Genomic DNA, 26,980 nt, shown 5'->3' with positions numbered 1-26,980 from the left:
TCCCGTGCCCTCGACCGGGCCGGCCTCGCGACCGGTACCCCTCCGCGCGGGTACCGGTGCCGTTACTGATCAGTCACGCGTAGGGTCGGAGGGACGTGCACCGGGCGACGGAAGGGGTCAGGCCATGGCGCAGGAGGTACGCGGAGTGATCGCACCCGGCAAGGACGAGCCGGTGCGGGTGGAGACGATCGTGGTGCCGGATCCGGGACCCGGGGAGGCCGTCGTCCAGGTGCAGGCCTGCGGGGTCTGTCACACCGACCTGCACTACAAGCAGGGCGGCATCAACGACGACTTCCCGTTCCTCCTCGGTCACGAGGCCGCCGGTGTCGTGGAGTCGGTCGGCGAGGGGGTGACCGACGTCGCGCCCGGTGACTTCGTGATCCTCAACTGGCGTGCCGTGTGCGGCAATTGCCGGGCCTGTCTGCGCGGGCGGCCCTGGTACTGCTTCAACACCCACAACGCGAAGCAGAAGATGACCCTCGGTGACGGCACCGAGCTCTCGCCCGCCCTGGGCATCGGCGCCTTCGCCGAGAAGACACTGGTCGCCGCGGGACAGTGCACCAAGGTCGACCCCTCGGTCTCGGCCGCGGTCGCGGGACTGCTGGGCTGTGGCGTGATGGCCGGCATCGGCGCCGCGATCAACACGGGCAACGTCGGCCGGGGCGACACCGTCGCCGTCATCGGCTGCGGAGGCGTCGGTGACGCGGCGATCGCAGGCTCGAACCTCGCGGGCGCGGCGAAGATCATCGCCGTGGACATCGACGACCGGAAGCTGGAGAAGGCCCGCTCGATGGGCGCGACCCACACCGTCAACTCCAAGGACGCGGACCCGGTCGAGGCGATCCGTGAGCTGACCGGCGGCTTCGGCGCGGACGTCGTCATCGAGGCGGTCGGCCGCCCCGAGACGTACCAGCAGGCCTTCTACGCCCGCGACCTCGCCGGCACGGTCGTCCTCGTCGGCGTGCCGACGCCCGAGATGAAGCTGGAGCTGCCGCTCCTGGACGTCTTCGGGCGCGGTGGCTCACTGAAGTCGTCCTGGTACGGCGACTGCCTGCCGAGCCGTGACTTCCCCATGCTGATCGACCTGCACCTGCAGGGCCGCCTGGACCTGGGGTCGTTCGTGACCGAGACCATCCAGCTCGACGAGGTGGAGAAGGCCTTCGAGCGCATGCACCACGGCGACGTCCTGCGCTCGGTGGTGGTGCTCTGATGTCCGCCCGCATCGAACGCCTCGTCACCTCGGGGCAGTTCAGCCTCGACGGCGGCACCTGGGACGTCGACAACAACGTCTGGATCGTCGGCGACGACCACGAGGTCGTCGTCATCGACGCCGCCCACGACGCCGACGCCATCCTGGAGGCCGTGGGCGACCGCAGGCTGACCGCGATCGTCTGCACCCACGCCCACAACGACCACATCGACGCCGCGCCCGCCCTCGCCGAGCGCACCGGCGCCACCATCTGGCTGCACCCCGACGACCTGCCCCTGTGGAAGCAGACCCACCCCGACCGCGACCCCGACGCCCATCTGCGCGACGGCCAGGTCATCGAGGCCGCGGGCGCCGACCTCCAGGTGCTGCACACCCCCGGCCACGCACCCGGGGCGGTCTGCCTCTACGACCCGGGCCTCGGCACCGTCTTCACCGGCGACACCCTCTTCCAGGGCGGCCCGGGCGCCACCGGACGGTCCTTCTCCCACTTCCCGACGATCATCGACTCGATCCGCGACCGCCTGCTGGCCCTGCCGCCCGAGACGAAGGTCCTCACCGGCCACGGCGACCCCACCACCATCGGCGCCGAGGCCCCCCACCTCCAGGAATGGATCGACCGTGGCCACTGACGACCTCGTGCACCGCGGGGGCGTGAACGTCCTGCACTGCGCCCCCGACGGACCGCCGCTGGACGGCGAGCGGGCGGCCCTCGACCTGATCGGCGACGCGATGGGCCGCGACGCCCAGGTGGTCGCCGTACCCGTCGACCGGGTCCCCGAGGAGTTCTTCCGGCTGCGGTCGGGCGTCGCGGGCGCGGTGATGCAGAAGTTCGTGACCTACCGGGTGCGTCTGGCGGTCGTCGGTGACGTCAGCCGCCACCTCGACGACAGCACGGCCCTGAGGGACTTCGTCCACGAGACGAACCAGGGCGGCCACATCTGGTTCCTGCCGGATCTGGACACCCTGGACGACCGACTGCGTACCGCCGGGTGACCCGCCTGCACGACACCTTCCTGTAAATCACGACAGAGGTTGTCCGGCTTCCCGGCCATGCTCGAACCCACATCGCGCACAACGGGAGGTCGGACACATGTCACAACCGCTGCAGGGCAAGGTCGCACTGGTCGCCGGGGCCACACGCGGAGCCGGACGCGGGATCGCCGTGGAGCTCGGGGCGGCAGGCGCCACCGTCTACGTCACCGGACGCAGCACCCGCGCCCGCCGCTCCGAGTACGACCGCCCCGAGACCGTCGAGGACACCGCCGACCTCGTCACCGCGGCCGGCGGCCACGGCATCGCCGTACCCACCGACCATCTGGACCCCGCCCAGGTCCGCGCGCTCGTCGACCGCATCGCCGACGAGCAGGACCGCCTCGACGTCCTCGTCAACGACATCTGGGGCGGCGAACACCTCTTCGCCTGGGACAGCCCGTTGTGGGAGCACGACCTCGACAACGGCCTGCGGCTGCTCAGGCTCGCGATCGACACCCACGCGATCACCAGCCACCACGCCCTGCCGCTGCTGCTGCGCAGGCCCGGCGGCCTGGTCGTCGAGATGACCGACGGAACCGACGCCTACAACCGCGAGAACTACCGCGTGTCCTTCTTCTACGACCTCGCCAAGACGGCCGTCGTCCGCATGGCCTTCGCCCTGGGCCACGAGGTCGGCCCGCGGGGCGCGACCGCCGTCGCGCTCACCCCCGGCTGGCTGCGCTCGGAGATGATGCTCGACCACTTCGGCGTCCGGGAGGACAACTGGCGCGACGCCCTCGACCGCGTTCCCCACTTCGCCATCTCGGAGACCCCGCGCTACGTGGGACGCGCCGTCGCCGCGCTCGCCGCCGACCCCGACGTGGCCCGCTGGAACGGCCAGTCCCTCGACAGCGGCTCGCTCGCCCGGACGTACGACTTCACGGACCTCGACGGCAGCCGCCCCGACGCCTGGCGCTATCTGGTCGAGGTCCAGGACGCGGGAAAGCCGGCGGACGTGTCCGGCTACCGCTAGATCAGTCGGACCGCAGGGGAGGCAGCTGCCACCGCACCGCGAGGCCCGGTGGCAGCGCCAGGTCGTCGCGCACGGCCGCGTAGTAGCCGTCACGCCCGTTGCGATGCCGCTCCAGCAGTGCCCGCCATGCCGCCGGATCGCGCGTCCCGGCGCGCAGGAACTGCTCCATCTCCAGCACCACCGTGACCCACACCCGCGCCTTCTCCACCACCGCCGGGCTCCCCAGCAGAAGCAGCGCCTCCCCGTCCGGGTCCCTGGCCAGCGTGGACTCCGCGAGCAGCGGCGCGGCCTCCTCGGGGGAGAGCGGATGCGGATGGGGATCGTTGCCGAAGTGGGACGCCGCCCGGCAGGCCAGCGTGATCGTCTTCTTCAGCGTCCGCGCGTAGTCGGAGTACACAGCCAGCCGTCGCTCCTCCCAACGGGCCGCCTGCTCGCGGTGAAAGCGGGCGCGGTCGCTGCGCACGACCGCCACGTAGGAACCGAGCGCGCCGATCACGACGCCGATGAGCGCGGGGAGTTGCTGCAGGAACGCGGACATGGACGCACGGTATCTGCCCCGTTGATCACCGAGCGGCTATCTTCGGCGCATGACCCACACCAAGCGCTTCGAGGGACACACGGCTCTGGTCACGGGCGCCGCCCGCGGGATCGGCGCGGCGGCCGCCCGCAGGCTGGCCGAGGAGGGGGCGCGGGTCGTGCTGGCCGACCGCGACGGGCAGGTGGCCGAGGAGACGGCGGCACACCTGCGGGAGCAGGGCCTCACCGCACGGGCGGTGGAGTGCGACGTGGCCGACCGCACGGCGGTGGAGGCGGCGGTCGCCCACACCGTGGCGGCGTTCGGCTCGCTGGACGTCCTGGTCAACTGCGCCGCCCGGTGCACCCCGGACACCCCGCTCTTCGAGGACGACTCCGACGAGGAGTGGGCCCGTGACCTGGACGTCACACTGAGCGGGCCGTACCGCTGCTCGCGGGCCGCGCTCCCACACCTGGCCGCCTCGGGGCGCGGCGCGATCGTCACCATCGGCTCCGTCAACGGCCTCCAGGACTTCGGCAACCACGCCTACAGCGCCGCCAAGGCGGGCCTCGGCTCCCTGACCCGTACCCTCGCCGGGCACGCGGCCGCCCGCGGGGTCCGCGTCAACATGGTCGTCCCGGGCACGGTCCGCACCTCCGCCTGGGAAGGGCGCGAGAGCGAGCTCACCGACCTGCGACGGCTGTATCCCCTCGGCCGGGTCGGCGAACCCGAGGACATCGCCGCCGCGGTCGCCTTCCTCGCCTCCCGCGACGCGGCGTGGATCACGGGCACCGCGCTGGTCGTCGACGGCGGGCTCACCGCGGTCAACACCGGATTCCACGCCGCGGTCCATCCGGACCGGGGCGGGGTCTCGTGAGCTTTGTCACCGTTCCGTCCCAGCAGGCCTGGCGGTACAACGATCGGGCAGGCACACCCGTCTAGCTGGTAGAGATCGCAGGACCTTACGAAGGGGACAGGACCATGGGGGACATACGCAGACGGGGTGCCGTCGCGCTCGGGATCACCGGACTCGTCGCACCGCTGACCATCGCGCTGGGCGCCGCGCCCGCGCAGGCGGCGAGCTGCACCACGCAGGCGGGGCCGTACCAGAAGAAGGTGGAGAAGTTCCTCGGCCGTCCGGTCGACGGCAGGCAGTCCACCGCCGACTGCAAGGCGATCAAGGCCTTCCAGACCAAGCACGGCATCAGCCCGAACATCGGCTACGCGGGATCCGTCACCTGGGGCGTGATGGACCTGATGAACAAGCAGAAGGCCGTCGGCTCGAACCCCAACCGGGACGGCAAGTGCCCGACGAACAAGGGCCGCATCGCCTGCGTGAACCTCACCCTCCAGCTGAGCTGGATCCAGGACGGCGACCGGCTCGTCTACGGCCCCGTCCCGGTCCGCACCGGCCGCGACGGCTACGAGACCCGCACCGGCCTGAAGAAGATCTACTGGCGTGACATCGACCACGTCTCGTCGATCTACCACGTGCCGATGCCCTACAGCCAGTTCTTCGACGGCGGCCAGGCCTTCCACTCGGTGAACCTCAGCATGTGGAACCCGCCCGGCTCGCACGGCTGCACCAACATGACGCCCAAGGACGCCAAGAAGTACTGGTCGCTGCTCAAGAAGGGCGACGACGTCTTCGTGTACGGCCGCAAGCCGGGCACCTGAGACACCAGGCGCCCGGCGTGACGGCACGCTCACGCCTCGGGCGCGTCCCCGAAGTCCGGGATCTCCAGCCTGGCTCCACCCTGCCGCGCCGAGTCGTGCGCGATGATGCCCGGCAGGGTGTAGCGGGCCGCCACCCAGGCGTTCACCGACGGCAGGGTGCGGGTGTTGACCGCGGTCACGAAGTCGTCCACCAGGAAGTGGTGGCTGCCCTCGTGGCCGTTGTGCAGGTTGTCGAAAGAGCGGGGCAGCCGTGCCCGGTCGTGCACCGGGGCCGACCCGGACGTGAACGCGGCCCGCAGGTCCGGCGCGATGTGCTGGAGTGACGGGTCGTCAGGAGCCATGGTGGGCTTGGGCTCCAGGAGTTCACTGATGTCCTTCACGCCCTTCTTGTCCTGCCAGAGGGCGACCGTGGCGAGCTGCTCCATGCTGGCCTCGGTCCCGAAGAACCGGAAACGCGACTCCCGGATGTGGGAGGGGTAGCCCACCCGCCGGAACTCGTTCGTACGGAACGAACCGCCGCCCGCCACCTCGAACAGGGCAGTGGCGTTGGAGAAGTCGTTGCCGAACCGGCTGACCTCCTTGTCGAACACGCCGTCCCCGCGGTCGTCGACCACACCGATCGCCGACACGCTCACCGCGTGCGTCTGCCAGGCGCCCAGCACCCCGCCCACCGAGTGCGTGGGGTAGAGCAGCGGGGGATAGCTGGCGGTCTCCTTCCACCGCTCGCCGCCGCTGTACTGGTACGCCTCGTAGAACCCCAGGTCCATGTCGTGGACGTAGTCGCCCTCGGCGTAGAAGAGCCGCCCGAAGGCGCCCTCGGCGATCTGGTTGCGGGCGTGCACGGTCGCCGGGTTGTACTGGCTGGTCTCACCCATCATGTACGTCAGCCCGGTCGCCCGGACCGCGTCGATGATGGCCGCTATCTCCTCCGTGGTGATGGCCATGGGGACCGCGGAGTACACGTGCTTGCCGGCGTTCAGGCCCTGGAGTACCAGGGGGCCGTGCGTCCAGCGCTGGGTGAAGACGGCGACGGCGTCGACCTCCTTCGACTCCAGCATGGCCTCGTAGGTGGGGAAGGTGCCGGCCAGCCCCTGTGCCGAGGCGAGCTGCTCGGCGCGTTCGGGCAGCAGGTCGGTGACGTAGACGTCGCCGACACCGGGGTGGGCCTGGAACAGCGTGGCGAACTGGCCGGAGAACTGGCCGGCGCCGACGATGCCGAGGGAGAACGTCATGGAGTGCGTGCCCTTCACTGGTCGCGGGATCACTGCGAGAGGATCAGGTTGATCTGGTCGTTGGTCTCGTCGAGGCTGGTCACGGACCTGCCGTTGCCGAAGATGTCCTGCATGGCGGGGTGCATCAACGCGAACACGTCCGCCGCGTAGGTGGTGATGGGGTAGGAGAAGGTCCTGAAGTCCTTTTTGTCGGCGACCGGCTCGGTGAAGGCGGTGACGTCGATGCCCTTCTTCTTGTAGGCGGCCACGGCGGCCGTGGTGCCGTCCGGGGTGGCGGGGAAGACGATGCCGTAACCGCCCACCGTCCGCTGGCACTCGTCCGACGCCAGGTACTTGACCCACTTGCGGGCGCCCTCCTTGTTGCGGGCGTTCCTGGTGATGGAGTCGGCGAGGCCGTTCATCATGGTGGCCCGTTTGCCGGTGGGTCCCTCGGGGGTGACGGCGGTGCGCATGTCGAGGCCCTTGAACCCGGCGTAGGTCGAGATCATCCAGGCGCCGTCGAAGGCGGTCGCCGCCTTGCCGGCCGCGATCTGGGTGTTGGCCTGGTTGGACTGGGAGTTGTAGTCGGTGAAGGGTGCCATGTAGCCCTTCTTCGCCAGCCCGAAGTACCACTTGACCGCCGACTGGAAGGCTGGGCTGTCGTACTGGTACTTCGTGCCCCACCGCTTCTTGTCGGTGTAGTTCCAGCCGGCGGAGGCGGTGAAGGTGCTCCACTGGGTCTGGCCGTCACCGTCCCCGCCGCCGTTGGTGGCGAGGCCGTACACCTTGACGTGGTCCTTGTCGAAGCCCGGTTCGTCGCCCCGCTTGCCGTTCCGGTCGACGGTGAGGTGGGCGATGGCCTTCTCGAAGCTGCCACCGTCCTCGGTGTTCCAGGCGAGGTCGCCCAGCTGTGCCGCCGTGAGCCCGGCCGCGTCGGTCATCTTCTTGTTGTAGAAGAGGGCGACGGTGTCCCAGTCCTTCGGGGCGCCGTAGCGGTGGCCGTCCTGGCCCCTCCAGTTGGCCGCGAGCCCGGGCTGGTAGGCGGACTCGTCGATGCCCAGGTCGTCCAGGGGTTCGAGGACCTTGAGGTCGGCGAACTGGCCGAACTTCTGGATGTGGTCGGTGAACACGTCCGGCTCGGTGCCCGCGATGAAGCTCGCGGTGAGCTTGGTCCAGTAGTCGTCCCAGCCCAACTGGGTGATCCTGACGTGCAGTCCGGGGTTCTGCCTCTCGAAGTCCTCGGCGCAGGCCTGGTAGGCGGGCTGCTGGTTGGAGTCCCACAGCCAGTAGGTCACCGTGTTCGTGGAGGATCCGGCGGAGCCGCTGCGCACACAGCCGGTCAGGCACAGGGCCAGTGCTCCGGCCAGGGCGGTCAGCGTACGAAGTCGCATCAGGAGTCCCTCACTTGATCCCGGTGAAGCTGATGGTGGACACGATGCGGCGGGCGAAGAACCCGAACAGCACCAGCATCGGCAGCGCGGCGATGAGCGTCGCCGCCATGAGGCCCGACCAGTCGACGCCGGTCTGCGGGGTCTGGGCCCGGAAGATGGCCAGGGCCACGGTCAGGACGCGTGAGCTGTCGCTGTAGGACACCATCAGCGGCCAGAAGTAGTCGTTCCAGGACGTGATGTACGTCAGCACGGCCAGGGTCAGGACGGGTGCGGACGCCATCGGCAGCAGCACCCGGAAGAAGATCCGCACCTTGCCGGCGCCGTCCAGCAGGGCGGCCTCCTCGACCTCGCGGGGCACGTTCATGAAGAACTGCCGCAGGAAGAAGACCGCGAACGGGGTCATGAACATCGTCGGCAGTGCGATGCCCAACAGGTTGTCGATCAGGCCGAGTTCCTTGATGAGCACGAAGTTCGGCAGCAGGGTGAAGATGGCCGGCACCATCAGCCCGGCGAGGAACAGCGCGAACATCTTGTCGCGGCCCCGCCAGCGCAACCGGGCGAAGGCGTAGGCGGCCATCGCGGAGAAGAAGATCTGGCAGCCGGTGACCAGGGTCGAGACGATCACCGAGTTGAGCAGATAGCGCCAGAACTTCAGCCCGCCGCCCGCGCCGCCCTGCGCGATGGCGTCCTTGGTGGACTCCAGGCCCAGGGCGCGGGCGAACCCGGTGCCGGTCGAGTCCACCGGCAGCGGGTCGGAGGCGTGGGTGGCGAGTCCGGAGTTGGTGGACAGCGCGGTGCGCAGGATCCAGTAGAACGGCAGCAGGGTCACGAGCACGATCGCGCCCATCGCCGTCCACGCGAGGACCCGGCCGGGGGAGAGCGCGCGGCGCCGGGTGGGCCGTATCCGTGTCGTGGTCGTGGTGGTGGTCACGGCAGCCATGTCGACTCCTTCCGGGTCAGCCGAGATCGGTCTGGCCGGCCCGGGTGAGCCGGTACTGCAGGACGGTGATCGCGCTCAGCACCACCAGGAGGGCGACGGACATCGCGGACGCGTAGCCGAACTGGAAGCGGCCGAAGGCCGATTGGTAGATGTAGAACTGGAGCACGTTGGTCGCGTTGGCCGGGCCGCCCCCGGTCGTCACGGCGACCGTGTCGAACACCTGGAACGAACCGATCACCGTCATGATCAGGACGACCGCCAGCACCGGACGCAGCAGCGGCATGGTGATCCGCCAGAACATCCGCCACTCGCTCGCGCCGTCCACCTTCGCCGCCTCGTACATGTCGTTCGGGATGGCCATGAGGCCCGCGAACAGCAGCAGCGCGGTGTAGCCGACGTGCCGCCACACGTTGATCAGGGCGATCGTCGGGACCGCCCAGGTCTCGTCGGCGAGGAAGGGGATCCGGTCGAAGCCGAGCCCGGCGATGATCTCGTTGCCGATGCCGAGCTGGTTGTCGAGGATCCACAGCCAGACCAGGCCCGCGACGACGTTCGACATCAGATACGGCGTCAGCACGATCCCGCGCAGTACCGGGGACTGGGTCAGGCGCTGGAGGAGCACGGCGATGGCGAGGGCGGACACCGTCTGGACACCGATGTTGATGACCACGTACTCCACGGTGACCTTCAGCGAGTCCCAGAAGATGGGGTCGTGGATCATCCGGTCGTAGTTGGCGAACCCGACCCACTCCGCCGGGGTCAGCAGGTTGAAGCGGGTGAAGCTCAGGTAGATGCCCCGCAGGGTCGGCCAGAGCAGGAAGACCACGAAGCCGATCAGGGCCGGGGCGATGAACACCGCGGCCAGGCGCCCGTCGCCCCCGCCGGCCCTGTCCGGGGCACGGCCCTTGCCCGGTTTCGTCCGAGCCCCCTCGGTGCCGCTGAGCGGCAACCGCGACGGAGGGCTGCTGGTGGCCATGGTCATCGGGAGACTCCCTCGTCTGCGGTGGCTCGTCCTCGGCCACTTACTTTCGTAGCGAAAGAATCAATGCGTCAAGAGGGCGGCGGGCATCTTCTCGGTGGGTCGTTCGCGCCGTATTCTGGTTCGTGTTGCTTTTATGGTGAAAGAAATCATGTGGGAGTCTGACCTTCATGACCGCAGTTGCCGCAAGCTGGCTACCCCTGAGCGCCGGTGAGCGCTCGGTGGCGATCGAGGTGCTCGTCCACGGCCCGCTGTCGCGCACCGAACTCGCCCGCCGCCTCGACCTCTCCGCGGGCAGCCTCACCCGGCTGACCAAGCCGCTCATCGAGTCGGGTCTGCTGGTCGAGGTCCCCGAGGCGGGCGGTCCCGCCGAGGTGCGCCAGGGTCGCCCCTCGCAACCCCTCGACGTGGTCGTGGAGTCACGCTCCTTCATCGGTTTCAAGATCACCGAAGACATGGTCTACGGCGTCGTCACCACCCTCAGGAGCGAGATCGTCGCCCGCCACGACCGGCCCCTCACCAGCCACGACCCCGCCGAAGTGGCCGACCTGCTCGCGGAGATGACGAGCGAGCTGGCCCGCGCGTACCCCCGGCTCGCCGGCATCGGCATCGGGGTCGGCGGCTTTGTCCAGGAACGTGCCGTGGTCGGCGAGTCCCCGTTCCTGCACTGGCGGGACGTCCCCCTCGGTGAACTCGTCGAGGAGCGCACGGGGTTGCCGGTGGTCGTCGAGAACGACGTGGCCGCCCTCGTCGAGGCCGAGACCTGGTTCGGCGCGGGGCGCGGCCTCGACCGCTTCGTCGTCCTCACCATCGGGGCCGGCATCGGCTACGGCCTGGTCATCGGCGGCCGGCGGGTCCCCTACGCCGAGGAGGACCGGGGCTTCGGGCGGCACTGGATCATCGACCCCAACGGTCCCCTCACCCCCGACGGCAACCGCGGCAGCGCCGTCTCCCTGCTCGCCATCCCCAGCATCCGCTACCAGGTGCACGCCGCCACCGGCCGCGATCACACCTACGAGGAGATCCTCGCCCTCGCTGCGACCGGCGACCCCATGCCCGCCCGCGTCGTCGAGGAGGCCGGGCGCGCCCTCGGTGTCCTCGTCGCCCAGATCGCCAACTTCGCCATGCCGCAGAAGATCATGCTCGCCGGAGAGGGCGTCGGCCTGATGGATGTGGCGGGCAAGACCGTCGAGGAGACGATCCGCGCCCACCGGCACCCCCTCGCCACCCCCATCGACCTGGAGACCAGGGTGTCCGACTTTCACGACTGGGCCCGCGGAGCCGCCGTGCTGGCGATCCAGGTGCTGGTCCTGGGAGTGGCCGAAGTGTGAACCGGGCCACAGTCGTTGCCAGTTGACGTGATCAGCAACACGGTCTGGTATGTCCGTTTCTGGTGTGATTACTCACGCCGCCTTCACTTCCGGAGCCGTATGCTTCACACCATGTCCACCACTGTTGAACCCGTGACCGATCGATCGGCCGACGAGGTCAACGAGGAGATCCGGGCCCTGTGGCGCCGGGCGGGCGGGACACTGAGCGGCGAGCAGCGCGAGGAGTACCAGCGTCTCGTCCTGGAGTGGGCCGCCGCCGCTCCGCAGCCGGTCCGGGCGGCCTGACCCCCGGCCACCGCCGCGGGGCATCACCGTTCCGTCCCTGGGCACCCCTGACGGAATGGGCCCTCTCCTCGCACTGGCCTCAGCGGTCTGCTACGGCATCGTCGACTTCACCGGCGGTCTGCTGTCCCGCCGCGCCCACTTCGCCGCCGTCACCTTCCTCGGCCAGATAGGCGGCCTGCTGCTCGCGACCGCCGCCGCGCTTCTCCTTCCCGTCGACGCCGTACGGCCCGTCGACCTCCTGTGGGGCGCCCTCTCCGGCGTCGGGAGCGGCGCCGCCATGCACTTCCTCAACCGCGGCCTCAGCCACGGCGCGATGAGCGTGGTCGTACCCGTCAGCGCCGTCACCGGCGTCGGCCTCTCCGTGGTGTGCGGGGTGCTGCTCGGCGACCGGCCGACCGCCGTGGCCTGGCTCGGGATCGCCCTCTCCGTGCCCGCGCTCTGGATGGTCTGCGGAGGCGGCACCGACGACGACGGCGGAGGCGTCCCCGACGGGCTGCTGGCCAGCGCGGGCGTCGCGCTCCAGTACATCGCCCTCGCCCAGGCCGGTGCCTCCAGCGGACTGTGGCCGGTGGCAGCGGGCCGGGCGGCCGCCGTACTCGTCCTGCTGCCCGCGGCGGCACGGCGACCCGGGCGGCTGCACCTGTCGCCCGTGCGAGCCGTCCAGGCCCTGCTCGTCGGAGCGGGTGCCGCCCTCGGACTGACCCTCTACCTGCTCGCCGCCCAGCGGCAGTTGCTGGCCGTCGCCGTCGTCCTGGCCTCCCTCTACCCGGCCCTCCCCGTGATCCTCGGACTCGCCCTGCTGCACGAGCGGCTGAGCCGGAGACAGATGGTGGGCCTCGTGGGAGCGGGGCTGGCGACGGTCCTGCTCACTCTGGGGTGAGGACCCGGCTCTCAGCCCCAGGTCGCGGAGTAGTAGCGCTGGTACGCCTTGCGGTCCTGTTCCGAGCGGATGTACCGCGTCGCAACCAGCGCGATCAGACTTCCCCCGACGACCAGCAGACCGGGTCCGACGTTCCGGGTGTCCGTGAGCCGGCTCAGCAGGGGCGTGCCCTCGGCCCCCTGCACCGCCGCCGAGGAACCGGGGGAGGCGGCACCGGGAGCGATCGAGCCCTGCGCGGAGGTGGCCGACGGTGCGGGAGACGCCCCGCCGGCGGCGGGCGGGTTCGACACGATCAGCTGCATGCCGAGCTCCTTCAGCGCCTTCGTCACCGGCTGGAAGAACGTCGTACCGCCCTGGGTGCAGTCACCGCTGCCGCCCGAGGTGATGCCGAGCGCGATTCCCTCGGAGAACATCGGCCCGCCGCTGTCCCCGGGCTCCGCGCACACGTTGGTCTCGATCAGCCCGGTGACCGTGCCCTCCGGGTAGTTCACCGTCGAGTTGACCCCCGTCACCTGGCCGTCGCGCAGTCCGCTGGTGCTGCCGCTGCGGAACACCCGCTGCCCGATGGCCGGATCGCCCGCGCCGGTGATCTGCACACCCTTGCCGTTGCCGATGAACACGACGCCGGCGCCGTCGCCCGCCTTCCCGTCGGCGTACTGCACCAGGGAGAAGTCGTTGCCCGGGAAGCTCTGGGCGACCGTCCGGCCGAGCTGGTTGGTGCCCCCGGTGTCCGCGAACCAGACCGACCCGTTGGGACCGCAGTGCCCGGCCGTGAGGATGAAGTCGCTCTGGCCGTCGGTCACGTTGAAGCCCGCCGAACAGCGTCCGCCGGTCGACAGGATCGGCTGCGCCCCGTTCAGGCGGGGAGTGAAGGTGCCCTCGGTGCGCTCCATGCGGACGAAGCCGCCGATGCCGTCGGCGACCTTCGTCATCGCGGCCCAGTCGGACGCCGAGACGGTGCTGTCGCCCTGCACGACCACCTCGTTGGTCCGGTAGTCCATGGACCAGGCGGTCCCGGCGACCCGGGGCGCGGAACGCAGCGTCCTGGCCGCCGACTTGAGCTCGTCCATGCTGTGCTCGACGACCTTCGCCCGGGCTCCCGCCGTGCGCACCTCGGCGGCCGCCTGCTCGTCGGTGACCGCGACGACCGGCTTGCCGTCGGCACCGATCCAGGTGCCCGCGGTCCGGGAGCTGCCGAGCCGGGACACGAGCTCCGCCCCCGTCCGCCCCGCCTTCACGGCATAGGTGTGCGGCACGGCGGTGGTCGCGGGAGGCTCGCTCGCGACGGCCCGCGTGACCATCACACCTCCCAGGAGGAGTCCGCCGACTGCCGCCAGCCGTGTCACCCGCCGGACGACCCGTCGTCGTGCGTGCCTCATGCATGGCTCCCGAACCCGAACAAGCGGTGACTGCACCGCGGGGCCCTCCGGTCGTTGAGCGCCCTCCTTGCATACGCGGCCCGGGCGGCGCGCGTTCACGGCAGCGGGTGTTCGTGTGCCGGGGAATTGTGTCGGGGAATCCCGGTGAGGCATCTCAATCAGCCATGCCCGGAACCGAGTTGGCCGGATCATGGAGGGCGCGACACCGGCGCGTGCCTGCTGCGGTGCGCCGGGGGGCCAGCGGTGACGGACAGGGCGCCCGCCGCTCAGGAGGCCCCGTCGAGTCGGGCGGCCACGCCGTCGAGGACCCAGTCCAGGCCGGTCGCGAAGGAGGTCTCGGCGTCCACGTGCGTGCCGTCGTACACGGCCTTGGCCAGCGCCGGGAAGCGGCCCGTGGCCAGCATCCGCGTCACGTGCGGGCCGGAGGCGCGCTGCCAGTCGCGCTTGGACAGGCCCGTGGCACGCTCGGCCCGCAGGTTCGCGACCTCGCGCCTGATCGCGCCGGTCACGTAGGCGCTGACGGTCTCCGCGGCGCGCATGACGGTGTCGACGTCGGCGAGGCCGTCGAGCGCCGCCAGCTTGGCCTCGGTCACGGCGAGGCCGTTCGGACCCAGGGCCGGGCGGCCGCCGAGCAGATCGGCCAGCCATTCGTGCCGGAGAGCGGCCTGCCTCGTGCGGTGGGCGAGGACGCCCAGCGCCTCCCGCCAGTCTGCGGGACGCTCCTCGGGCAGGATTTCGGCGTGGACCTCGTCCGCCATGAGGTCGAACAGCTCCTCCTTGGTGGAGATGAAGCCGTACAGCCGCATCGGGCCGGCGTTCAGCCGGGCGGCGACCTTGCGCACCGACACCGCCTCCAGTCCGCCCTCGTCGGCCAGTTCGACGGCGGCGGCGACGATCCGTTCCCGGTCGAGCGGCACGGGGCGAGCCGGCGGCTCCGGCCGGTCCCACACAGTCATGGTCACACCGTTCTGTTTCCGAGACGTCCTTGCGGTACATCGTAGTCGAGAAATACAGTGTATCGACATGAGACGTCGTATCGCCGTAGTCGGAGCCGGTCCCGCCGGCCTGACCTTCGCCCGTGTCCTGCACCGGCATGACCACCCCGTCACCGTGCTCGAACGCGATCCCGCCCCGGACTCACGCCCCCCGGGCGGCTCGCTCGACCTGCACGAGGGGCTGGGCCGGCTCGCGCTGGTCAAGGCGGGGCTGCTGGCGGAGTTCGATGCGCTGTCCCGCCCCGAGGGACAGGCGATGCGGATCCTGGACACGGACGGGACCGTCCTGCGGGACTGGCGGCCCCGCCCGGACGAACGGGCCAACCCCGAGATCGACCGCGGGCACCTCCGTGACCTGCTGCTCGGACCTCTCGACGCCCAGTGGGGCCGGGGCGTGACCCGGGTGGTGCCGGGGACCGAGGACGGCGTCCGGGTCGACTTCGAGGACGGGCGGCAGGAGACGTTCGACCTCGTGGTCGGCGCGGACGGCGCCTGGTCCCGGGTCCGTCCGGCGGTCTCGGCCGAGACACCGCGGTACACCGGCGTCACCTCGGTCGAGACCTCCCTGGACGACGTCGACACCCGCCACCCCGAGCTCGCCCGGCTGATCGGTGACGGCTCCGTGGCCGTCTACGGCGTGAACCGCTCCGTCGTCGCCCAGCGCAACAGCGGCGGCCACGTCAAGGTGTACGCCAAGTTCCGCGCCCCGCTGGACTGGCATGCCGACCTCGACCCGGCCGACGACGAGGCCGTGCGATCGGCCGTGCTGGCCCTGTTCGACGGCTGGGCCGCTCCCGTCCTCGACCTCCTCCGCCAGGGCACGGCCTTCTTCCACCGCCCCTTCCACGCCCTGCCCGTCTCCCACACCTGGACCCACGTCCCCGGCGTGACGCTGCTGGGCGACGCCGCCCACCTGATGCCCCCCTTGGGAGCGGGCGCGAACCTCGCGATGCTGGACGGCGCCGAACTCGCCGAGGCCCTCGCCACCTGCTCCGGCGACCCGGACGAGGCCGTGCGCGCCTTCGAGGAGCGGATGTGGGCACGGGCCGGCCGATGGGCCGAGATCACCACAGCCGGTCTGGAACGCCTCGTCAGCCCCGACCCGGCCGAAGCCGTCGCCCAGTTCGACCAGGTCCAGCCGGCCTGACCGCCGGACACGGGAACACCGACAGCGAGGACTCCGCGCGCGGGAGCACCGGCAGCGAGGACCCCGCGGCGCGGGAGCACCGGCACCGAGGGCCCCCGCACGCGGGAAAGCCCGACCGCGCACCCGCGCCGTCGGGCACCCCTGCCTAGACTTCCGTCATGGACGAGACGCCGCTGGAGCGGCTCGGTGCGGGCAAGTACCTGCTGCTCACCAGCTTCCGCAAGAACGGCACGCCGGTCGCCACCCCCGTGTGGGTGGTCCGCGACGGGGACGCGCTCGGCGTGTGGTCGGTCGCCGACTCCTGGAAGGTCAAGCGGATCCGGGCCCGCGGGGATGTCCTCGTCGGCCCCTGCGACGTACGGGGCAACCCGACCGGCGACCAGGTCCCGGCCACGGCGGAGATCTGCGACGCGGCGACCACCGCCCGCTACCGCAAGCTGCTGGCCAGGAAGTACGGCATCCTCGGGCGGCTCACGCTGCTCGGCAGCAGGCTGCGCCGGGGAGCGGACGGCACGGTCGGGATCCGCGTCACCCTGTGACGTGCGGGGCCCGGGAGGACCGGGCCCCGCACGGGAGGGGCGATCACACAGGGGCCGCGTTCAGGGCCGGTCGAGCACCGTCCCGGTCAGCACCGGCCGCCCGGGCAGCGGCTCGGCGTTGCGGTCGGTCAGCGCGAGGCGCATCGACTCGGCCGGCTCGGCCACCTGGTCCGCGACGGTCGGCACGGCGAAGTCCACGCCGGTGCTCCCGGGCGGGATGTTCAGCCACACCCACAGGCTCGCGTCGGACAGCGGCCGCTCGGGGTCGGGCACGTCACCGGACCAGTCCTGGAGCCACTGCGGGTCCACGTCCTTGGTGGACAGCTCGGTGCCCTCGGTGACCGGAAGCACCCGCACCGGCTGCCAGATGTCCACCGTCACGGGCGCCTCGATGGACAGTCGCCAGGTCAGCGCCTCTCCTTCGGTGACCCGGTCCGTGACCGGCGACAGGGTGATCACCGGCTCGGGGTCGTCGTTCTCGACGGTGACGCCGCCCCGGTACTTCCCGACGACCGCACCCCGTACGGCCTTCACGGCGATGTCGTGCTGCACGTCCTCGCCGTACTGCGTGTCGCCCTTCACCTCGACCGGTACGTCGATCGCGTGGCTGCCGGGCCGTACCGTCACGAGCCGGGACGCGGTCCGGCCGCGGTCCGGGTCGAGGACGTACACGCGGACCCGGCCGCTGCCGTGCCCGGAGATCCGCACCGGGACGCGGTAGGTGCGGGTGCCCGAGTCGCCCTCCTTGACGATCGTGCGGCCCACGTCGACGCGGGGCAGCGCGGCCGCCTTGACCGCCGGAGTACCGGGGGCCCAGCCCCAGGCGTCCATCAGCCAGGCCCGCCCGGACCGCGAACGGGGCGTCAGCTCAAGGGACTTGACGTGCCGCAGATCGAGTCCGGCCCGGGAGGCCGCGGTCAGCGGGACGCGCAGCTCCTGCGCCCAGTAGGACGCGGTGTACGAGGAGCCCGGCAGCCCGGCCACCTCGACGCGGCCGAGCGTGGCCCGGCGGTTGGCGGAGTCGGTGACGGACACGTCGAACTCGGTGCCGTTGGTGTTCGGCGGTACGAAGACCCGCAGCGCGAGCTGCCGCGAGCCGTGCAGGGAGAGCGGCGCGGGCGGGGTGACACGCGCGGCCGTGCCGGGCGCGGACCACTTCAGGTCGACCGCGCCGCGGCCGGTCTCCTGGTTCGTCTCCCACTGCGCGAAGTGCGGTGACGAGCCGGACGTCTCCGGGTCCAGACAGGCCACGGCCGGATCGGGGTCGACCGCCGCACACAGCCGGGCACCGGTCACCCTGGCCCCGTTGTCCGGCAGGAAGCCGCCGCTGCGGCGACCGCCGACGGCGTGGGTCAGCACCCGGGCCGGGTCCGCGGACGGGGCCCGCTTGCCGGAACCGTCGAGCAGCGGACGCACCCGGTCGTCACCGGCGAGGAAGAGCCGGGCCGCGGCCGCGATGTACGTGGCGCCCGCCTTGTGCTGCTGAGCGGCGGTCAGGCGGGTCGCGGCGCCCGGGGAGCACACCGGGTCCGGCTGCTCCGGGTCGGCCCCGAAGTCGTCCTGGGCCGGTGCCTCGGCCTCGCCCGGAGTCCACTCGCTGTTGAAGTAGTTGTGGTTGGCGCCGACCATGTAGACCGCGCTGTGCAGCGCGGTGCCCCGGCTGACCCCGCGCGTCCCGTCGACGAAGTCCTCGCCCTGGAGGTCCGACACGTCGCCGTCACAGCCCGGCAGCAGGGTCACGGACGGCACGTCCGCGACCGGATTCTGGCCGAAGATCGTCGGTCCGACGAGCACGGTCCCGCGCACCTTCCAGCGCACCGGCCCCCGGTAGCCGTCCTCCGCGGCGGGCGGCGGGTAGAGGCTGTCCATGGCGGCCCGGTTGACGCCCTCGCCGCCCCGCGAGTGGCCGACGAGCAGGACCCGCGAGAGGTCCGCCTTCGGCGCCTGGCGTACGACGGCCGGGGCGGAGGAGCGGTGGGCGGCCCAGTCGGCCCAGCGGGCGAGGTGCTGCCGCACCAGTGAGGAGCGCGCCTGGGCGCCGGCGTCCTCGGGTTCCCAGTCCTGGGCGTTGACGCCGTTCGCCGAGATCGACACCGTCACATAGCCCTGGGAGGCAAGGAGTCTCTGGTCGCGCAGATAGCCCTTGTCGCTGGGGATCGGCTTGTAGCCGTCCGCGCAGGGCCAGTCGATGGTGACGTCGTCCTCGCTGCCCGGTCGGTAGCAGGTCGCGTGGCGGCCGTGCAGGAACAGCGCGAGCGGCCGGCTGCCGGTGGCACCCTTCGGCGCCACCACCTGGGCGCGCATCTCCACGGGGGTGTCGAACCCCGGCAGGCGCACGGGAGGGAGTTCGTACTCGCCGCTGACCGTGCGGTACGAGCCCGGCTTGCCGGGATCGACGGCGTTCGCCGGTGCCTGCGCGGGCAGCCGCACCCCTCGTGCATCGGGCCGGCGCGGCTCGTCGGCCGCCGCGTCCAGCCGGCGTCCGGCCGCAGTCACCTGAAGGTCCGTCAGTTCCGTGGACGCGGCCTTGTCCAGGGCGAGCCGGAAGGTCCGTCCGTCTTTCGCCGGCCTCGGCACCCCGAGCAGCCGGTCGCCGGTGCGGAACTCGACCCGCGCGTCGCCCATGGGCACTGACTCCGGTGCGCGCCAGACCAGTTCACGCGCCCCGCGCTCCCCGTCGATCCGCCACCCCGGCGGAAGCCCGTTGTCGTCCGTCGCGCTCAACAGGCCCGATGCGGGCGGCTGTTGAGCCTGTGCCAGTCCGGGCGAGCCCGCCAGGGCCGCCAGTACCGCCACGGCGGTCACACATATTCGCCGGGCACGGATCAATGGTTCTCTCCTCGAATCCCCGTGCGCAGACGTCCCGTCGGTCCCGGGCGTCTCTCGCGCCACCTAGGACGGGGGAGGAGTGGCTGTGGGTTGTCTGTGCGGAGCCGAAGATCGCGGACCGAGGGCGCGAACAAGCCAACGGGGTCGAGGGACTGGCGCACCTCCCCGCGGGGGAGGCGCTTTCCCTGACTCGGACTCCCCACCTCTGCGCGGCCGTTGTCGGCACCGGCCACCGTGCCCAGTCGTTCACCCGGTCCCTCGCGACCCGCCCCGGCCGCCGTGTCGCGGCCCTGTGCGATCCCGGCCCCACCCGCATGGCGCGTGGGCATCGCCGCCAACCGGTGCTTAGGGACGGGACCGCCGGTGCGGGTGCGCGATCTGCTCCCCGGGATGTGGTGAGCCCGGAGCCCCGTGCGCGCGCCCGCACGGAGGTGACGGGGTCTCAGCTCCAGGCGCGGTAGGGCTCGTCGACGAGCTGGAAGACCGGTTCGCCGCGGACCGGGTCCTTGGCCGTCGACATCCGCACCCGGTCGCCGCTGTGGATCGCGGCGGGCGGGCCCATGACCCGGCCCCGGACGACGAACCCCTCGGCCAGCTCGATCAGCGACACATTGCGGGCGGCGGGGGTGTTGCGGTGCACCACCGTCGAGTGCCGGACCGTCCCCACGCCCTCGCTGCGCTCGGTGCGCAGGTCACCGCCCTGGCAGACCGGACACAGCAGCCGGTGGTACATCGCCGTGCCGCACCAGGTGCAGCGCTGGAAGAGGATCGCGTCCGTGGCCGGAGCGGCGGGCTCGAGTACGCCCGTCCCGGAACCGGCTGCCTGACGAGCAATGCTTCCTGAGTGGTGGTACACGCTGTCAACTCCCTGCGCTCGGCCGGATCCCACGTGCCCGGGTAACCGTGCACGGACGTGCGCGGCTCCCCGTGCCGCCGTGCACACGGTCAGCGTATGGCACTGAGTGTCAGCCGTAAAGGTACTGCGTACCCTCATCTTCCGCCGGGTCGGTCCCGGTCGAGCGTGGACTCGATCTCCTGGACCACCCGCCACATCGGGGCACCGCGGCGGGAGACGATCACCACCACGTCCTCGGGCGGCTCGTCGGCGGGCGGCGCGCCGGGCGCGCCGAAGGCGGCCTGGACGTAGCCCAGCGCGTGCTCCACCGCCTGTTCGGCGTCGCCCTTCCCGTCCGAGCGCAGCCAGGAGCGCAGGGCGTTGTTGTGGGCAGCGGCCACGGCGGCGGCGATGACGTCGGCCCGCAGCGTTCCGTCGTGCAGCCCCTTCAGGCGCCCGCGCAGGTACTCCGCGAAGGAGCGCTCGTAGCGCCACACCACGGACAGCTCATAGGCGCGCAGGCCCGGCACCTGCTTGGTGAGGCGGTAGCGCTGCACGGAGAAGGTCGGGTTCTCGGTGTACATGCGCAGGACCAGCCGCACCGCCTCGCAGACCCGCTCCAGCGGGTCGCACCCGGGGTCGCTCGCGGCCAGGAAGGCCGTCATGTCGGCCAGGCACCGCTCGTGGTCGGGGAAGACCACGTCCTCCTTGGAAGGGAAGTACCGGAAGAACGAGCGGCGCCCGACTCCGGCGAGCGCGACGATGTCGTCGACGGTGGTCTGCTCGTAACCCCGTTCCAGGAACAACTGGAAGGCTGCCGCGACCAGCGCGTCCCGCATGGCGGGCTTGGTGGAGCTCATGGTCGCGAACGTAGCATCCGGGCCGCCTGAATGGCACTGGGTGCAGCCTGATCGGGGAACTGAGTGCCGTTCGCCGCGTTGTCGGGTGACCGGCGCACCGCATACGATCGGCGCCCGCCCGCCGAGGAGTCCCGCATGTCCCGCCGCCCCGCCCTCCTGTACGTCACCGACCTGGCCTACCCGGCCCGCGGGCGCCGCTACTGCGACGAGGACATCCTTCTCAGCGCGCGCCTGAGGGAGGACTTCGACCTCGCCCTGTGCCATCCCCGGGACGCCGACGCGCTGGCGGACGGCTTCGACGCCGTCGTCGTCCGCAACAGCGGGCCGGTCCTGGCGTACCAGGAGGCGTACGACACCTTCCGCGAGCGGGCGCTGCGCGTCGGCACGCGCGTGTACAACCCCCTGACCGGCAAGGCCGACATGGCGGGCAAGCAGTACCTGCTCGACCTCACGGCCGCGGGACACCCCGTCATCCCGACCGTCGACCGTGCCGAGGACCTGGACCGGCTGCCGGCCGGCGACCGGTACGTCGTCAAGCCCAGACTCGGCGCCGACTCCATAGGCCTGCGGATCCTGTCCGCCGACGAGGTGCTCGACCACATCGACGGGCAGGTCCTCGTCCAGCCGTGCGTCGACTTCGCCTACGAGGTCTCCTTCTACTTCGTCGACCACGACTTCCAGTACGCCCTGTACGCCCCGCACGCCGACCGGCGCTGGGACCTGGAGCCGTACCGGCCCAGCCCCGAGGACCTGGAGTTCGCCCGGCGCTTCGTCGAGTGGAACGCCCTCGGCCACGGCATCCAGCGCGTGGACGCCTGCCGGGCCCCGGGCGGCGAACTCCTGCTGGTCGAGCTGGAGGACCTCAACCCGTACCTCTCCCTGGACGCCCTGGACGACGCGGGCAGGGACTCCTTCGTCGCGGCCATGAAGGCATCCCTGCACAAGTTCCTCGGCTCCTCTCCCCGGTGAGCGGCGGGCCCCGGGGCCGGCGGGAGCTGAACTCCCGGGCCCGCGGCGCCGTATCACTCCCCGGGGGACGGCCCAGACCCGTGTGCGCGGGAGGGAAGGAGACCAGGATGCCGACACCGTCCGACCGAGGGGTGCCGCCGGCCGGGCCGCCCATCGAGCCCGTCCGGGTGCTGCGTCCGCGCCGCACCGACGCGCTGGCGGAGCTCATGAAGGACATGCCGCCCCGAGGGGCCGTCGACTACGAGTCCGTCGCACTGCCCGCCGCACCGTCCGGAACCGAGGACGCCACCGAGGAACTGCCGCCCCTCCGGGACGACCACGACCGCGCCCGCGCCTCCCGTGACATCCCCCGGGGCCGGGTGCGGGGGCTGCGCCGCACGGCGATCGCGGCGGCCGTGGCAGCGGCCGCGGTGATCGGCTTCGGCTGTGCGCTCCTGCTCGTCGACCGCGGACAGAGCGCCGCCGAGGCCGCCCCGCAGCCGACCGCGACCGCCTCCGCGACCGCCGCACCCGCCCCCACGGTCTCCGGCGACACCGACCCCGACGGCCCCGGCACCCTGCGCCAGGGGGACAGCGGCCCCCAGGTGACCGACCTCCAGGAACGCCTGCGACGCATCCCGAACGTCTACGACGGCGGCGCCACCGACGGCACCTACGACACGACCCTGACCGCCGCCGTGGCCCGCTTCCAGCTCTGGTACGGCATCCGCGGCGACGAGGACGGTGTGTACGGCGACGACACCCGGCGGGACCTGGAGTCCCGTACGGGCGGCTGATCGACGAGGATGGCGGGCATGGACGTGTTCATCGACCGGCTCGACCCCGACATGTGCGTCGTGACCGCCGCCGCTGACGGCGACCGCGCGGGCTGTCTCGTCGGATTCGCCTCACAGTGCTCGCTGGAGCCCGTGCGGTACGCGGTGTGGCTGTCGAAGGCCAACCGCACCTACCGCGTGGCCCGCACCGCGGACCGCCTCGCGGTCCATCTGCTCACCCGCGAACAGCGCGGCCTGGCCGAGCTGTTCGGCGGGGAGACGGGGGACCGGACGGACAAGTTCGCGCGGGTCCGCTGGCGGGAGGAGGCCGGCGGGGCCGTGGTGCTGGAGGAGGCGGCGGCCTGGTTCGTCGGCACCGTGGTGCAACGCGTCGAGGGGGGTGACCACGTCGGGTTCGTCCTGGAACCGCAGGCGTGGGGTGCGCGCGGGGACACCGAGGGCGCGGAGCTGTTGCGGCTGTCCGACGCGGTGTCCATCTCACCCGGCCACCCGGCGGACTGATCCGGCACGGGCTCGCGGTGCGTGCCCCGGCGGCTCAGTGCGGCTCGCTCGGCCTCACTGCGGCGCGGACGGCACCCTGATGTCCACGACACAGACGTCGTCGCGCCGGTCGCCGTCCAGTACCGAGGCCAGCAGCGGCGCCAGGGAGCCGGGCTCGTCGGTGGGGTGGGCCGCGACGGCGGCGGCGAGCCGGTCCAGGCCGTGGTCGATGCCCTCCGTGGGCCGCTCGACCAGACCGTCGGTGTAGAGCAGGACGCGGTCACCCGGCTCCAGGACGCAGCGCGCCTCCTGGAAGTCCGGATCGGAACAGGCCCCCAGCAGTATGCCGAGGGGGCGGTCCAGATAGCGCGCCTGCCCGTCGCGCACCAGCAGCGGTGGCGGATGACCGGCCTGGGCCCACACCAGGCACCGTTCGCCGGGATCGTAGCGGGCCAGGACCATGGTCGCGGTGCCGTGGGAGTCGCGTGAGTGCAGCAGCAGGGTGTTGAGACGGGCGAGCGCCCCGGTCAGCGAGGAGCCCGTGATGACCATGCCCTTGGCGGTGAAGCGCAGTTGGGCCATCGTGGCGACGGCGTCGATGCCGTGCCCGGCGACGTCACCGACCACGAACAGGGCGTCGCCGTCGGGCAGTTCGATGGCACTGAACCAGTCACCGCCGACGTGGATCCCCGACTGGGCGGGCAGATAGGCCACTTCGACCCGCAGTCCGGCGAGGTGGACCGGCCGGGTGGGCAGGGGCAGCAGCGCGTGCTGGAGACGGGTGGCCAGCGTCCGCTCGGCGTGCAGCACCCCGTGCTGCGTCACGATCGCCTGTTCGCTCTCGACGAGGGCCAGTTCGGCGCTGCGCTGCGCGGTGAGGTCCTGGACGAAGCCGTGCACCTCGACCGGTTCGTTCCCGGTGTCCGTCACGACTTCGGCGACCATCCGCAGATGGCGGACCTCGTCCCCGGCCCGGATCCGGAACGGGACGTCGAACGGGAGCCCCGCGCGCACGAGTTCCTGCACGGCGTGGGCCAGCACCGGCGCGTCCTCGGCCAGCGCCAGCCGGGGAAGGTCGGCCAGCCGGACCGGTCCGAGCGCGGGATCGCGGTTCGTCACGAGGAAGGCCTGGGAGGACCAGTTGCCCTCGCCGGTGACCAGGTTCCAGTTCGCCCAGCCCAGGTTCCCCAGCCGCTGCACGTCCGCCAGGCGCTGCTCCTGCCGGTCGGAGGAGTCGTGGCGGACCCAGGTGACGACCAGGGCGTCGCCGAGGCGGGCCGCGTGCACCGTGTACGTGGCCAGCTCGGCGACACCGTCCACGACCTCCTGGTAGGCGAACGGCTTGCCCTCGAACGGCTCGCCGGTGGCCAGCGTGCGCAGACAGCCGTGCCACAGCGCCTCGTCCGCCATGCCGGGGAAGCACTCCAGGATCCGGCGGCCGAGCAGTTGCCTGCCGGTGCGACCCACGACGTCGGCCGCCTCCTCGGTGGCGGCGTCGATGCGGTAGTCCTCGACCTCTCCGGAGGAGCCGCGCAACGGCGTGAGCAGCATTGCCGAGCCGGGCAGCGAGTCGAACACGGGCTGGGCGGCGGCCGAGGAGGCGGCACTGCGCTCCGGCCGGGTGCCGGAGGAGCGCAGCCAGCCGGCACACAGCCGGACGACGGCCTTCAGGAGCTGCCGGACCTGCGGTGAGAAGGTCCCGCTCCGTGCCCGCAGCACCCCGAGGCAGACCTCGGCCTCGTCACCCGCCGGCACCGGCAGCCAGGCACGCGAGAGCCAGCGCTCGGGCGGGTCCCCTATGAGCAGGTGCCGTTCCCGGTCGGCCGCGAAGTCCTCCAGCCAGAGGGGCTCCCGCGCCCGGAGCGCTTCGAGCGCGGCGACGCCGCTCAGAGGGGGGACCCGCGCCCACTGGGCGGCCAGGGTGGCGTCGATGCCGGCGTGGCCGATCAGTTCGAGGCCTCCGGCCGGCAGCGACCGGAAGATCAGGAGGGCGTCGGCGTCGGCGTCCGCCGCGAGCTCCTCCAGGAGACGGCCGGCCAGGTCCTGGGGGGTGGCCACGTGGGCGAGGGCCTTGCCGAGGCGGCCGAGCGCGGTGAACCCGTCGTCCGGGGCGCGGGAGTCCCGCCCGGCGGGGACGGCGGTGCCCGCCGGGACGGAGCGGGGACCGGCCGGGCCGGGGATCACGGACAGGGGTGCGGCGGGAACGTCGTCGCCGGGGAGTTCCGCGGGGGTACCGAGCGGTGGCAGGGAGCCGAGGGTGATCCAGCACTCCTCGAGCAGCGTGCGGTTGCCGGCCCTGGCGCGCTGGAGCAGGTCCTCGCCGGCCGCTTCCGGCGTGCAGCCGGTCAGCGCCATGACGGCGCCCTTGGCACGCTCCAGCACGGCCGAGGTGGCGGCCTGGTCCCGCAACCGGTCCATCTCGGCACGTTGTCTGGCCACGACCTTGGCCAGTGCGGCCATGTCGGGGGCGGTACCGGCGTGCGGGGGGCCGGTCGACTCGCTCGTCACGCGTTGAGCATCGCACATGCGCCAGGTACCGATCGCGCTGTTGTGAGCACGCATCCCACACACCGGTGACCCCACCGGTTGACGAAACCGGCCGGGCCGCCGGTTCGCGGCGGCTCAGTGCTCGGGCGGCGGGTAGAGCCACCGCCGCAGCAGCCGGCTGAGCAGGGGCATGACCAGGTAGGTGAGGAGCGGCAGGAGGACCACCGGGAACACCGCGGCCCGCAGCGGCAGGGGCCAGGCGGCGGTGCGGGGCGTCAGCAGCCACTGGATGAGCAGCGTGCACGGGAAGGCGCCGAGGAACGTGGTGAGCACCATCTTCCAGCGGACCGGGGGCCGCACGGTGGTGCCGGGCAGGCTGAACCAGGTCTCTAGCCCGGTCGTCGACTGCCGTTCGCTGCCGAGTTCCGTGGCGATGCCGTCGATCCGGGCGTGCCAGTCCGCCCGCTCGTCCGACTGCAACCAGGCGGTGAGCCGGTGGGAATCGGACCAGCGCAGCACCGCGTGGAAGCGGTGGCCGTCCTCGGGACGCAGCCAGGAGACGCCCTCGTTGCCGGGGAACCGTCTGGCGCAGCGGGTGATCCCCCGCGTCCAGCGCTCGAACTCACGCTCCCGGCCGGGACGCACCTCCCAGGTGAGGACGGTGGTGACCGGGTCGCCGTGACGTACGTCGGTGGTGCTCATGCTCACCACGGGTCCCACGTACGGCGTGGGTCATGCCCTCGGGGCGGGGGTCAGCGCCCCTGGTGGTCGACCAGGGCCTGGGTGACCGCGCGGATGCTGCGGGCGATGTGCTGGAGCTGGAGCACCTCGGCCGCGTACAGCTTGATGGTGTGCTCGATGACCGACTCCGGCAGTCCGAGCGAGGGCAGGTCCGCGCGGGCGGTCTGGAGTGCGGTGCGGGCGACCCGGATCTCGTGCTGGACCTGGATCTGCGCGTGGCGGGCCAGGAGCACGGTGTGCCGCGTCAGGGCCGGATAGCTCGCGTACCGCGCAGGCACCAGCTCGCGCAGCCACTTGGCCGCCGAGCGTTCCCAGTCGTAGCTGCCGGGTGTCTTGACCTGGCACGGCCAGTCGGGGCCGGGACGGGTGGTGGTCCGCGTGGTCGTCAGGGGCATGGTGATCGCTTCCGGGTGTGCGGCGTCGTGCGGGTGGTCCGACGGATTGGGCGGCCCCGGCCTAGGGGATGACCGGGGCCGCCACGGTCGCGTGCGGGCGAGGCCCAGTCGAACACCTCGGGCGC

Annotated in this window: 27 protein-coding genes; 14 read left to right on the top strand and 13 right to left on the bottom strand. The window is 71.9% G+C overall.

Going from position 1 to position 26,980, the window contains the following annotated elements; all coding sequences use genetic code 11:
- The first annotated feature begins 124 nt into the window (after positions 1-124).
- From AOJ26_RS21530 to AOJ26_RS21515, 4 genes are all read left to right on the top strand, one after another.
- Entirely contained in the window at positions 125-1,210 is a 1,086-nt protein-coding gene (locus AOJ26_RS21530) for an S-(hydroxymethyl)mycothiol dehydrogenase (protein WP_053849957.1), read from the top strand.
- Positions 1,210-1,839: an MBL fold metallo-hydrolase gene (locus tag AOJ26_RS21525; RefSeq protein ID WP_053849956.1), complete on the top strand. Its 630-nt coding sequence runs from the start codon at positions 1,210-1,212 to the stop codon at positions 1,837-1,839. Before AOJ26_RS21530 ends, AOJ26_RS21525 begins: the two co-directional genes overlap by 1 nt.
- Positions 1,829-2,203 carry a DUF4180 domain-containing protein gene (locus AOJ26_RS21520; RefSeq protein WP_053849955.1) on the top strand — a complete coding sequence of 125 codons (375 nt, stop codon included), beginning with the start codon at positions 1,829-1,831 and terminating at the stop codon, positions 2,201-2,203. The genes AOJ26_RS21525 and AOJ26_RS21520 overlap by 11 nt, the downstream gene beginning before the upstream one ends.
- Before the next feature lie 97 nt (positions 2,204-2,300).
- A complete protein-coding gene (locus AOJ26_RS21515; protein ID WP_053849954.1) occupies positions 2,301-3,215 on the top strand; it encodes an SDR family oxidoreductase in 915 nt (304 codons plus the stop codon).
- A 1-nt stretch (position 3,216) separates the two neighbouring features.
- Here AOJ26_RS21515 and AOJ26_RS21510 read toward each other — a convergent pair whose 3' ends face one another.
- Positions 3,217-3,753 carry a hypothetical protein gene (locus tag AOJ26_RS21510; protein WP_053849953.1) on the bottom strand — a complete coding sequence of 179 codons (537 nt, stop codon included), beginning with the start codon at positions 3,751-3,753 and terminating at the stop codon, positions 3,217-3,219.
- A 49-nt stretch (positions 3,754-3,802) separates the two neighbouring features.
- Here AOJ26_RS21510 and AOJ26_RS21505 point away from each other — a divergent pair, with 49 nt between their 5' ends.
- Positions 3,803-4,606, top strand: a complete 804-nt coding sequence (locus tag AOJ26_RS21505) for an SDR family NAD(P)-dependent oxidoreductase (RefSeq protein WP_053849952.1) — start codon at positions 3,803-3,805, stop codon at positions 4,604-4,606.
- Positions 4,607-4,710: 104 nt separating this feature from the next.
- The gene (locus tag AOJ26_RS21500) at positions 4,711-5,406 is read left to right on the top strand and encodes a L,D-transpeptidase family protein (RefSeq protein ID WP_053849951.1); all 696 of its coding nucleotides are present in this window, start codon (positions 4,711-4,713) and stop codon (positions 5,404-5,406) included.
- 29 nt (positions 5,407-5,435) lie between these two features.
- Here AOJ26_RS21500 and AOJ26_RS21495 read toward each other — a convergent pair whose 3' ends face one another.
- From AOJ26_RS21495 to AOJ26_RS21480, 4 genes are read right to left on the bottom strand one after another with little or no spacing between them, the layout of a single operon-like run.
- Positions 5,436-6,638, bottom strand: coding sequence for a Gfo/Idh/MocA family protein (locus AOJ26_RS21495; protein ID WP_053849973.1), 1,203 nt, complete (start codon positions 6,636-6,638; stop codon positions 5,436-5,438).
- 29 nt (positions 6,639-6,667) lie between these two features.
- The gene (locus AOJ26_RS21490; protein WP_053849950.1) at positions 6,668-8,008 is read right to left on the bottom strand and encodes an ABC transporter substrate-binding protein; all 1,341 of its coding nucleotides are present in this window, start codon (positions 8,006-8,008) and stop codon (positions 6,668-6,670) included.
- A gap of 10 nt (positions 8,009-8,018) precedes the next feature.
- Positions 8,019-8,948, bottom strand: coding sequence for a carbohydrate ABC transporter permease (locus AOJ26_RS21485; RefSeq protein ID WP_053849949.1), 930 nt, complete (start codon positions 8,946-8,948; stop codon positions 8,019-8,021).
- 16 nt (positions 8,949-8,964) lie between these two features.
- A complete protein-coding gene (locus tag AOJ26_RS21480) occupies positions 8,965-9,930 on the bottom strand; it encodes a carbohydrate ABC transporter permease (RefSeq protein ID WP_053849948.1) in 966 nt (321 codons plus the stop codon).
- A gap of 167 nt (positions 9,931-10,097) precedes the next feature.
- Between AOJ26_RS21480 and AOJ26_RS21475 the strand changes: the two genes are divergently transcribed.
- The 3 genes from AOJ26_RS21475 to AOJ26_RS21465 all read left to right on the top strand — a co-directional run bounded on the left by AOJ26_RS21475 (position 10,098) and on the right by AOJ26_RS21465 (position 12,423).
- Positions 10,098-11,258, top strand: a complete 1,161-nt coding sequence (locus tag AOJ26_RS21475) for an ROK family transcriptional regulator (RefSeq protein ID WP_053849947.1) — start codon at positions 10,098-10,100, stop codon at positions 11,256-11,258.
- Between the two features lie 99 nt (positions 11,259-11,357).
- Positions 11,358-11,543, top strand: coding sequence for a hypothetical protein (locus AOJ26_RS21470; RefSeq protein WP_007386663.1), 186 nt, complete (start codon positions 11,358-11,360; stop codon positions 11,541-11,543).
- Between the two features lie 55 nt (positions 11,544-11,598).
- On the top strand, positions 11,599-12,423 hold the full coding sequence (locus AOJ26_RS21465) for a DMT family transporter (protein WP_053849946.1): 825 nt from the start codon (positions 11,599-11,601) through the stop codon (positions 12,421-12,423).
- An 11-nt stretch (positions 12,424-12,434) separates the two neighbouring features.
- On the opposite strand, the gene AOJ26_RS21460 is transcribed toward AOJ26_RS21465, so the two are convergent.
- Both AOJ26_RS21460 and AOJ26_RS21455 read right to left on the bottom strand, forming a co-directional pair.
- Complete coding sequence (locus AOJ26_RS21460) at positions 12,435-13,802, bottom strand: S1 family peptidase (protein WP_053849945.1); 1,368 nt, start codon at positions 13,800-13,802, stop codon at positions 12,435-12,437.
- A 266-nt stretch (positions 13,803-14,068) separates the two neighbouring features.
- On the bottom strand, positions 14,069-14,758 hold the full coding sequence (locus AOJ26_RS21455; protein WP_053849972.1) for a TetR/AcrR family transcriptional regulator C-terminal domain-containing protein: 690 nt from the start codon (positions 14,756-14,758) through the stop codon (positions 14,069-14,071).
- Positions 14,759-14,825: 67 nt separating this feature from the next.
- Between AOJ26_RS21455 and AOJ26_RS21450 the strand changes: the two genes are divergently transcribed.
- Positions 14,826-15,944, top strand: coding sequence for an FAD-dependent oxidoreductase (locus tag AOJ26_RS21450; protein ID WP_053849944.1), 1,119 nt, complete (start codon positions 14,826-14,828; stop codon positions 15,942-15,944).
- 158 nt (positions 15,945-16,102) lie between these two features.
- On the top strand, positions 16,103-16,483 hold the full coding sequence (locus tag AOJ26_RS21445; protein ID WP_053849943.1) for a PPOX class F420-dependent oxidoreductase: 381 nt from the start codon (positions 16,103-16,105) through the stop codon (positions 16,481-16,483).
- A gap of 60 nt (positions 16,484-16,543) precedes the next feature.
- Here the strand turns inward: AOJ26_RS21445 and AOJ26_RS21440 are convergent, their stop codons facing one another.
- The 3 genes from AOJ26_RS21440 to AOJ26_RS21430 all read right to left on the bottom strand — a co-directional run bounded on the left by AOJ26_RS21440 (position 16,544) and on the right by AOJ26_RS21430 (position 20,986).
- On the bottom strand, positions 16,544-19,312 hold the full coding sequence (locus AOJ26_RS21440; protein ID WP_053849942.1) for a hypothetical protein: 2,769 nt from the start codon (positions 19,310-19,312) through the stop codon (positions 16,544-16,546).
- 442 nt (positions 19,313-19,754) lie between these two features.
- Positions 19,755-20,168: a Zn-ribbon domain-containing OB-fold protein gene (locus AOJ26_RS21435; RefSeq protein WP_053849941.1), complete on the bottom strand. Its 414-nt coding sequence runs from the start codon at positions 20,166-20,168 to the stop codon at positions 19,755-19,757.
- A gap of 134 nt (positions 20,169-20,302) precedes the next feature.
- Positions 20,303-20,986 carry a TetR family transcriptional regulator gene (locus AOJ26_RS21430; protein WP_053849940.1) on the bottom strand — a complete coding sequence of 228 codons (684 nt, stop codon included), beginning with the start codon at positions 20,984-20,986 and terminating at the stop codon, positions 20,303-20,305.
- 156 nt (positions 20,987-21,142) lie between these two features.
- On the opposite strand from AOJ26_RS21430, the gene AOJ26_RS21425 reads away from it, so the two are divergent.
- The 3 genes from AOJ26_RS21425 (at position 21,143) to AOJ26_RS21415 (ending at position 23,253) form a co-directional block, all read left to right on the top strand.
- A complete protein-coding gene (locus AOJ26_RS21425; RefSeq protein WP_053849939.1) occupies positions 21,143-21,976 on the top strand; it encodes a hypothetical protein in 834 nt (277 codons plus the stop codon).
- A 107-nt stretch (positions 21,977-22,083) separates the two neighbouring features.
- Positions 22,084-22,752, top strand: a complete 669-nt coding sequence (locus tag AOJ26_RS21420) for a peptidoglycan-binding domain-containing protein (protein ID WP_053849938.1) — start codon at positions 22,084-22,086, stop codon at positions 22,750-22,752.
- A 9-nt stretch (positions 22,753-22,761) separates the two neighbouring features.
- Entirely contained in the window at positions 22,762-23,253 is a 492-nt protein-coding gene (locus AOJ26_RS21415; protein ID WP_053849937.1) for a flavin reductase family protein, read from the top strand.
- 54 nt (positions 23,254-23,307) lie between these two features.
- Here AOJ26_RS21415 and AOJ26_RS21410 read toward each other — a convergent pair whose 3' ends face one another.
- The 3 genes from AOJ26_RS21410 to AOJ26_RS21400 form a co-directional block, all read right to left on the bottom strand.
- Positions 23,308-25,692 (bottom strand): SpoIIE family protein phosphatase, encoded by a 2,385-nt coding sequence (locus AOJ26_RS21410; RefSeq protein WP_078959989.1) that lies wholly within the window; start codon positions 25,690-25,692, stop codon positions 23,308-23,310.
- Between the two features lie 162 nt (positions 25,693-25,854).
- Positions 25,855-26,421: an antibiotic biosynthesis monooxygenase gene (locus tag AOJ26_RS21405; protein ID WP_053849970.1), complete on the bottom strand. Its 567-nt coding sequence runs from the start codon at positions 26,419-26,421 to the stop codon at positions 25,855-25,857.
- A gap of 50 nt (positions 26,422-26,471) precedes the next feature.
- Complete coding sequence (locus AOJ26_RS21400; RefSeq protein WP_053849936.1) at positions 26,472-26,855, bottom strand: hypothetical protein; 384 nt, start codon at positions 26,853-26,855, stop codon at positions 26,472-26,474.
- Between the last annotated feature and the right edge of the window lie 125 nt (positions 26,856-26,980).

The organism is Streptomyces sp. NRRL B-24085 (assembly GCF_001282115.1).
Lineage (GTDB): Bacteria > Actinomycetota > Actinomycetes > Streptomycetales > Streptomycetaceae > Streptomyces.
The sequence above is the reverse complement of the archived record's forward strand: the minus strand, read 5'-3'. Positions and strand labels throughout refer to the sequence as shown.

Coding starts and splice junctions, on each gene's coding strand:
- AOJ26_RS21530 (WP_053849957.1), top strand. CDS start 125: ATGGCGCAGGAGGTACGCGGAGTGATCGCACCCGGCAAGGACGAGCCG.
- AOJ26_RS21525 (WP_053849956.1), top strand. CDS start 1,210: ATGTCCGCCCGCATCGAACGCCTCGTCACCTCGGGGCAGTTCAGCCTC.
- AOJ26_RS21515 (WP_053849954.1), top strand. CDS start 2,301: ATGTCACAACCGCTGCAGGGCAAGGTCGCACTGGTCGCCGGGGCCACA.
- AOJ26_RS21510 (WP_053849953.1), bottom strand. CDS start 3,753: ATGTCCGCGTTCCTGCAGCAACTCCCCGCGCTCATCGGCGTCGTGATC.
- AOJ26_RS21505 (WP_053849952.1), top strand. CDS start 3,803: ATGACCCACACCAAGCGCTTCGAGGGACACACGGCTCTGGTCACGGGC.
- AOJ26_RS21500 (WP_053849951.1), top strand. CDS start 4,711: ATGGGGGACATACGCAGACGGGGTGCCGTCGCGCTCGGGATCACCGGA.
- AOJ26_RS21495 (WP_053849973.1), bottom strand. CDS start 6,638: ATGACGTTCTCCCTCGGCATCGTCGGCGCCGGCCAGTTCTCCGGCCAG.
- AOJ26_RS21490 (WP_053849950.1), bottom strand. CDS start 8,008: ATGCGACTTCGTACGCTGACCGCCCTGGCCGGAGCACTGGCCCTGTGC.
- AOJ26_RS21485 (WP_053849949.1), bottom strand. CDS start 8,948: ATGGCTGCCGTGACCACCACCACGACCACGACACGGATACGGCCCACC.
- AOJ26_RS21480 (WP_053849948.1), bottom strand. CDS start 9,930: ATGACCATGGCCACCAGCAGCCCTCCGTCGCGGTTGCCGCTCAGCGGC.
- AOJ26_RS21475 (WP_053849947.1), top strand. CDS start 10,098: ATGACCGCAGTTGCCGCAAGCTGGCTACCCCTGAGCGCCGGTGAGCGC.
- AOJ26_RS21470 (WP_007386663.1), top strand. CDS start 11,358: ATGCTTCACACCATGTCCACCACTGTTGAACCCGTGACCGATCGATCG.
- AOJ26_RS21465 (WP_053849946.1), top strand. CDS start 11,599: ATGGGCCCTCTCCTCGCACTGGCCTCAGCGGTCTGCTACGGCATCGTC.
- AOJ26_RS21460 (WP_053849945.1), bottom strand. CDS start 13,802: ATGAGGCACGCACGACGACGGGTCGTCCGGCGGGTGACACGGCTGGCG.
- AOJ26_RS21455 (WP_053849972.1), bottom strand. CDS start 14,758: ATGACTGTGTGGGACCGGCCGGAGCCGCCGGCTCGCCCCGTGCCGCTC.
- AOJ26_RS21450 (WP_053849944.1), top strand. CDS start 14,826: ATGAGACGTCGTATCGCCGTAGTCGGAGCCGGTCCCGCCGGCCTGACC.
- AOJ26_RS21445 (WP_053849943.1), top strand. CDS start 16,103: ATGGACGAGACGCCGCTGGAGCGGCTCGGTGCGGGCAAGTACCTGCTG.
- AOJ26_RS21430 (WP_053849940.1), bottom strand. CDS start 20,986: ATGCGGGACGCGCTGGTCGCGGCAGCCTTCCAGTTGTTCCTGGAACGG.
- AOJ26_RS21425 (WP_053849939.1), top strand. CDS start 21,143: ATGTCCCGCCGCCCCGCCCTCCTGTACGTCACCGACCTGGCCTACCCG.
- AOJ26_RS21420 (WP_053849938.1), top strand. CDS start 22,084: ATGCCGACACCGTCCGACCGAGGGGTGCCGCCGGCCGGGCCGCCCATC.
- AOJ26_RS21415 (WP_053849937.1), top strand. CDS start 22,762: ATGGCGGGCATGGACGTGTTCATCGACCGGCTCGACCCCGACATGTGC.
- AOJ26_RS21410 (WP_078959989.1), bottom strand. CDS start 25,692: ATGGCCGCACTGGCCAAGGTCGTGGCCAGACAACGTGCCGAGATGGAC.
- AOJ26_RS21405 (WP_053849970.1), bottom strand. CDS start 26,421: ATGAGCACCACCGACGTACGTCACGGCGACCCGGTCACCACCGTCCTC.
- AOJ26_RS21400 (WP_053849936.1), bottom strand. CDS start 26,855: ATGCCCCTGACGACCACGCGGACCACCACCCGTCCCGGCCCCGACTGG.